Genomic DNA, 2,308 nt, shown 5'->3' with positions numbered 1-2,308 from the left:
CCCCACCAGGATGATCAATGTCACCCGGCAGGCTTCACGGCCACCCCACCGGCACCTCGGCCGACACGCTGATCACCTCTGCACATTTACCTGTACCTGGGTCTGCACATGAACCCGTACGCCGACAGCAAGAACCGCTCCACGTTCGCCGCCGACGGCGCGACTGGCATCCCGTGGGTGCTGGGCGGGTTGAGCCTGGCGGCGACGGCGGCTCCGATCGTGGGGGTGTTCTTCAAATGAGCCGACCGAGCGAGAGCATGGGGCAGCCGCGCGACGTGCCGTGGTGGCGCCGTCGCCGCGTCATCGCAGTGTCGGTGGTCGGCGGCGGGGTGCTGCTCGGCATGGCCGCGCCTTCGGTGTTCAGGACGGCACCCACGCCTACCCCGGTCATCGTGCGGACGACCGCAGATGCCGGCGAGCTGGTGAGCGCGCCGCAGGTGTCATTCGCCGGGGTGTCGTGGCGGGACTACCACGGTGTCCTGCTCCCCTACTCGGCGCAAGACGGCCCCCGCGACACCGAGGGCGATCTGGCGGCGGGGTTCGCGCGGACGCCGCGCGGTGCGCTGCTGGCCGCGGTCCATATCGCGGTGCGGGCCGGCATGCAGTGGGGCACGGAGGTGTTCGGGCCGACCATCCAGCGGCAGGTCATCGGTCCCGATACCGATGTGCTGATGGACTCGACCCGCGAGACCTACGAAAAGCATCGGGGGGGATCGTCGGGACGGGGAGCCCCTGGGGCGCGGCTATGTCGTGCAGGAGGGGTTCCGCTGGCTGGGCTACTCGCCCGAGGTCGCGAGCGTGGACTTGCTGTCGGCCGGGCCGGGCGACAGCGATGTCACCGTCCGCGCCGTGACCCGGCTCCAGCTGCGGTGGCAGGACGGTGACTGGCGCGTCGTCGCCCCGCCCGGCGGGACCTGGGCCGGGACAGCGGCCCCCATTAGGTCGCTGGACGGCTATGTCCGCTTCCCGCACGGGAGCGGCTGATGGGCCTTCTGCTTACCCGGCTGCCCTTCCTGCCGTTTGATCCGTGCTCGCCGGTGCTGGATCCGGCGTGCGTGCAGCCGGTCGACAACGACGGCGGCGGGGGCGGGAATCCGCTGCTGCCGGGCCTTCCCACCATGCCCAAGCTCCCTGGGCTGCCGGGGCTTCCCGATGTTCCGGGGGCGATCGGCGGGCATGTGCTGGAGGAGATGGCCGAGTCGTTCCAGTCGGCGACCGGGTGGCTGATCTCCAACACCGCCTCCTGGTGGGTGCACACCCCCTCCCCCGACCTGCAGGACACGCCCGCGATCGGCTACCTGCAACTGCTGGTCCGGCCGCTGACCGCCGCGGTCGCGGTGCTGGCGCTGCTGGCGGTCGCGGCGCGGATGGCGCTGTCGCGCAAGGCGCTGCCGCTGGTGGACGCCGGCCACGGACTGGCCGTCCTGGCGGTGGTCGCTGTGATCGGCACGGTGGTGCCGAACCTGCTGCTGCAGTGGGGCGACCAGTGGTGCAACTGGGTCCTCAGCGCGTCCTCCGACGGGGACTTCGCCAAGCGGATGACCCAGATCGTGGCGTTCCCGAGCGCGGTGCCGCGCGCGCTGGTGCTGATCTTGTGCCTGTTCGCGCTGGTGATCGCGCTGGTCCAGGCGATCCTGCTGCTGTTTCGCGGAGCGGCGCTGGTGATCTTGGCCGGGCTGCTGCCGCTGGCCGCCGCCGGGATGATCACCACCTCGACCAAGGCATGGTTCCCGCGCGTGGCGGGCTGGATGCTCGCGCTGATCTTCTACAAGCCCGCTGCGGCGGCGGTGTATGCGACCACGTTCACGCTGGTCGGCAAGGGCAAGGACCTGCACACCGTCTTGATGGGGTTCGCGATGATGCTGATCAGCCTGATCGCGTTCCCGGTGCTGCTGAAGTTCTTCACCTGGACGACCGGCGGCACCGAGTCCGGGACCGGCGGCGGGATGCTGGGGGCGCTGATGAGCAGCGCCACCGCGCTCGGCGCGCTGCGCGCCTACGGCGGCGGTTTTGGCGGCGGCGGCGGTTTCGGTGGGGGCCAGTCCAGTGCGGCCAGCGAGCACGGCGCCTACCTCCAGCAGCAGCTCGGCGACCAGGACGCCCCGCCACCCGGCGACGCCCCCTCAGACCAGCAGTCGCCTCGACCCGAGCCGCCGTCCGACCCGCCTCCGCCGGCCGGTCCTGGCGGTCACGGCGCCGATCCGGCCGCCCCGTCCGCGAGCCGCCCGGCCCGGCCCTTAAACACACCCGACGCCGCCGACCAAAACGCCAAGTGCACTACCTCTGCGCTACCACACAACCACACACG

At 71.4% G+C, this 2,308-nt stretch carries 2 protein-coding genes and 1 pseudogene; all 3 read left to right on the top strand.

Annotated features, from left to right (window positions below):
* Window positions 1–108: 108 nt before the first annotated feature.
* Window positions 109–240: a hypothetical protein gene (locus HUX53_RS41895; protein WP_255205894.1), complete on the top strand. Its 132-nt coding sequence runs from the start codon at window positions 109–111 to the stop codon at window positions 238–240.
* Window positions 241–750: 510 nt separating this feature from the next.
* Entirely contained in the window at window positions 751–984 is a 234-nt protein-coding gene (locus tag HUX53_RS33465; RefSeq protein ID WP_176407258.1) for a hypothetical protein, read from the top strand.
* A pseudogene (locus HUX53_RS33460) lies at window positions 984–2,308 on the top strand (hypothetical protein); the annotation flags it as partial. The gene HUX53_RS33465 and the pseudogene HUX53_RS33460, both read left to right, overlap by 1 nt.

The sequence above is a fragment of the Actinomadura sp. BRA 177 genome (assembly GCF_013372625.1).
GTDB lineage: Bacteria > Actinomycetota > Actinomycetes > Streptosporangiales > Streptosporangiaceae > Spirillospora.
This window is presented reverse-complemented; position numbering and strand designations above follow the sequence as displayed.

Coding starts and splice junctions, on each gene's coding strand:
- HUX53_RS41895 (WP_255205894.1), top strand. CDS start 109: ATGAACCCGTACGCCGACAGCAAGAACCGCTCCACGTTCGCCGCCGAC.